The sequence below is a fragment of the Streptomyces phytophilus genome, from assembly GCF_013870535.1.
In the GTDB taxonomy this organism is placed as follows: domain Bacteria; phylum Actinomycetota; class Actinomycetes; order Streptomycetales; family Streptomycetaceae; genus Streptomyces; species Streptomyces phytophilus.
The window spans coordinates 1-3315 of sequence record NZ_JACBXC010000670.1; the positions used below are offsets into that span (position 1 = coordinate 1).

2 protein-coding genes and 1 pseudogene are annotated in these 3315 nt (G+C 73.9%); 2 read left to right on the forward strand and 1 reads right to left on the reverse strand.

Annotation, left to right across the window (positions count from 1 at the left end):
* Positions 1-593: pseudogene (locus H5J30_RS23245) on the forward strand (hypothetical protein); the annotation flags it as partial.
* 188 nt (positions 594-781) lie between these two features.
* Complete coding sequence (locus H5J30_RS23250) at positions 782-2023, forward strand: amidohydrolase (protein ID WP_181789326.1); 1242 nt, start codon at positions 782-784, stop codon at positions 2021-2023.
* A gap of 85 nt (positions 2024-2108) precedes the next feature.
* On the opposite strand, the gene H5J30_RS23255 is transcribed toward H5J30_RS23250, so the two are convergent.
* Entirely contained in the window at positions 2109-2903 is a 795-nt protein-coding gene (locus tag H5J30_RS23255) for an SAM-dependent methyltransferase (RefSeq protein ID WP_181789327.1), read from the reverse strand.
* Between the last annotated feature and the right edge of the window lie 412 nt (positions 2904-3315).

A 3315-nucleotide genomic window follows, 5' to 3' on the forward strand; every position in this document is an offset into this window, starting at 1 on the left:
CGGGCACCCGGGTGGAGGTCTTCACGTCGATGCCGGTGGTGGACCCGCCCGAGGGGCTGAAGGTGACGGCGAACGAGTTCGCCTGGACCCGCTCCCGCTTCGGCCCGCCGAGCGTCGGTACGGCCACGGACCTCGTCGGTACGTCCCTGGTGGAGACCGGTGTCGTGGACCACGACCGGTACCTGGAGGCGGTGGCGTCGCTCACCAGGGCGTACGGCGCCACGCGCTACTTCGCGCACCGCAGGGAACGGGCCGACAAGCTCCACCGGCTCCACCGGCACACCGGCCTGGAGATCGTCCGCCCCGACCTGCCGCTGGAGATCATCGCCCGCCGCGGCCCGATCGGCCGCACGATCGTCAGCTTCCCGTCGACGGTGGTGCACACGCTGCCGCTGGCCCTGGCTGGTACGGGCGTGAAGGTGGCGGTCTGCGAGGTCGACGCGAGCTGGCTGACGGAGACGGCGTCGCCGCGGGCGCAGGGCTTCCTGTCGTCGGTGGCGGGGGCGGCCAGGGAACGGCGGGGGGTCGACGGGCTGCCGGTGGGCCCGGCGACGGCCACGGGGTGGTCGGGGGCGCCGGCGGCGTCGGTGTGAGGCGCGGTGGGGGTACGGGGCTCGGGGGCCGAGGGCTGGGGGCTGGGGGCTCAGGGCTGGGCACACCCGGGTGAGCGCCGGAGTGTACCCACCGCGCACGCCGGTCATGCACCCGCGGGACTGAAATTTTGTTGATCCTTCTCGGTGGCCCCGTTGATCCCCGTACTCTTCACAGTGTGAACCGACTGATGTCCCGCGACGCAGAGCCCGAGTCCGGCCCCGACGCGCTGCTGCCCGGGGCGCTCCCGGCGCAGCTGAACGCCGAACTCATCGCGTTCCGGCGGGACTTGCACATGCACCCGGAGCTGGGCAACCAGGAGTTCCGTACCACCGCCGCGATCAAGGAGCGGCTGGAGCGGGAGGGCCTCGCCCCCCGGGTGCTCCCGGCGGGCACCGGCCTGATCTGCGACATCGGCATCCCGGACGGCGGGACGGCCCCCGGCCCGATGCTGGCGCTGCGCGCGGACATCGACGCGCTGCCGATCCCGGACACCAAGACCGTCCCGTACCGCTCCGCCGTCCCGGACCGCGCCCACGCCTGCGGCCACGACGTCCACACGGCGATCGTCCTGGGCACGGGCATCGTCCTCGCCGGCCTGGCACGCGAGGGCCTGCTGCCGCACCCGGTACGGCTGATCTTCCAGCCCGCGGAGGAGGTGCTGCCCGGCGGCGCCACCGACGCCATCGAGGCCGGCGTCCTCGACGGCGTCGGCCGGATCATCGGCGTGCACTGCGACCCGCGCGTGGACGTGGGCCGCATCGGCCTGCGCCAGGGCGCCATCACGTCCGCCTGCGACCGCCTCGAAATCTCCCTCGACGGCCCCGGCGGCCACACCGCCCGCCCCCACCTGACCACCGACCTGGTCACGGCCGCCGCCCGCGTCGCCACCGACGTCCCGGCCCTGCTGTCCCGGCGCGTGGACGCCCGCGCGGGCCTGGCCGTCACCTTCGGCCGCCTCCACGCCGGCCACGCCTGCAACGTCGTCCCGCAGCACGCGGAGCTGTCCGGCACGGTCCGCTGCCTGGACCTGGACACCTGGCGCCGCGCCCCGGACATGGTCCACGCGGCGGTCGACGAGGTCGCGGCGATGCACCGGGCGAAGTCCGCCATCACGTACGTCCGCGGCGTCCCGCCGGTGGTCAACGAACCGGCGATGACGGCGCTGCTGGCGAACGCGATGACGGCGCGCCGGGGAACGGAGTCGGTGGAGACGACGGAACAGAGCCTGGGCGGGGAGGACTTCTCCTGGTACCTGGAGCACCTTCCGGGCGCGCTGGCGCGGCTGGGCGTACGGGCGGCGGGGGAGACGGGGCTGCCGCGGGACCTGCACCAGGGGGACTTCGACGTGGACGAGGGGGCGATCCGCGTGGGGGTCGAACTGTTCACGGCGGCGGCGCTGCTGGACGCGGGTGCGGGGACGCTGGCGTAGGGCGGTTCGCCGCGGTCGGGGCTCTCTGCCGTGCCCGTGCCCACCGGCACCATGCCCTTCGGCGCGGGCAGAAGCAGGATGCGTCTTAGGTAATGGGGACGAGCGTCAGGTAGGCGAGGCCGAGAACGCCGCGATAGCCCCGCAGCCACATGCTGCGGTGGCGATCGACGCGGTCGCGGGTCTCCTTCGCCAGGGGATGGCGGGGGTGGGCGGCGAGCCATTCCTCGACGTCGGACTGGTAGGCGGACTCGAAGTCTTCCCATTCGCCGTTGCTCGCGGTCTCGATCCAGGCGGGCCGGAAGCCCGCGGAGACGGCGAGGTCGACGAGGCCGGCGAGGTCGAGATGCTCGGCGGCGGAGGCGTCCGGCCACATGGCCGACAACTCGGCCGCGGTGGGAGGGCGTTGCCAGATCCCCTCACCGAGAACGACACGGCCGCCAGGGCTGACCAGGCGGCGGAGGGCGTGCAGGGCGGCGGAGGTGTGCTCGGGGGGCCGGGCGTCGCTGAGGGCGTGGCTGGCACCGAAGCACAGGACGAGGTCGGCGGGACCGTGGGCGATGTCGACGGCGGACCCCCGGACGAACCGAACGCGCTCGGCCAGCCCACGGGCCTCGGCGCCGGCGCGGCCGCGGGCGAGGTCGTCTTCGTTGAGGTCGATGCCGACGCCGGTCGCGCCGGGGGTCGCCTCAAGGAAGCGAAGCATGAACTCGCCCCAGCCACAGCCGATGTCGAGGACGGAGACCGGGGCGGCTGAAGCGGTAGGGGCGGTAGGGGCGGCTGGCGCGGACAGCCGACGGATCATCCGGAGGGCCCGGTCCTCGGAGAGGGGACCGTGGAAGGTGAGCCGGGTGAGGCGGGGAGGGGAGGAGGAGTGGTACATGGCCAGAACGCTAGAACGCCCAGCCACCAACCCAACACCGCTTTCCCGACCCACAGCACACCGAACACCCCCTCACACCCGCCCAAGGGTAGGCGCCTGCTCTGACAACGAACCCGGGTCACCGGCGCGATCGGCTGGTCAGACGTGTGTGTGGGGGCGGGTGCGGGGGTGCGGTATCGGGGCGGGGGGTGAGTGGGCCGGCTTCGTGGCACGGCCGGTCCGGCGCTCGGGCCGGGTCCGGCGCCGAGATCAACCCCGGCCGGACGCCAACCCCCACCCCACAACCCCTCACGCCCGCCCAAGGGTAGGCGCCTGCTCTGACAACGAACCCGGGTCACCGGCGCCGCTGGCTGGTCAGGCGTGTGCGTGGGGCGGGTTCGGGGGGTCTGTGTCGGGGTGGGGCGGTGTCGTT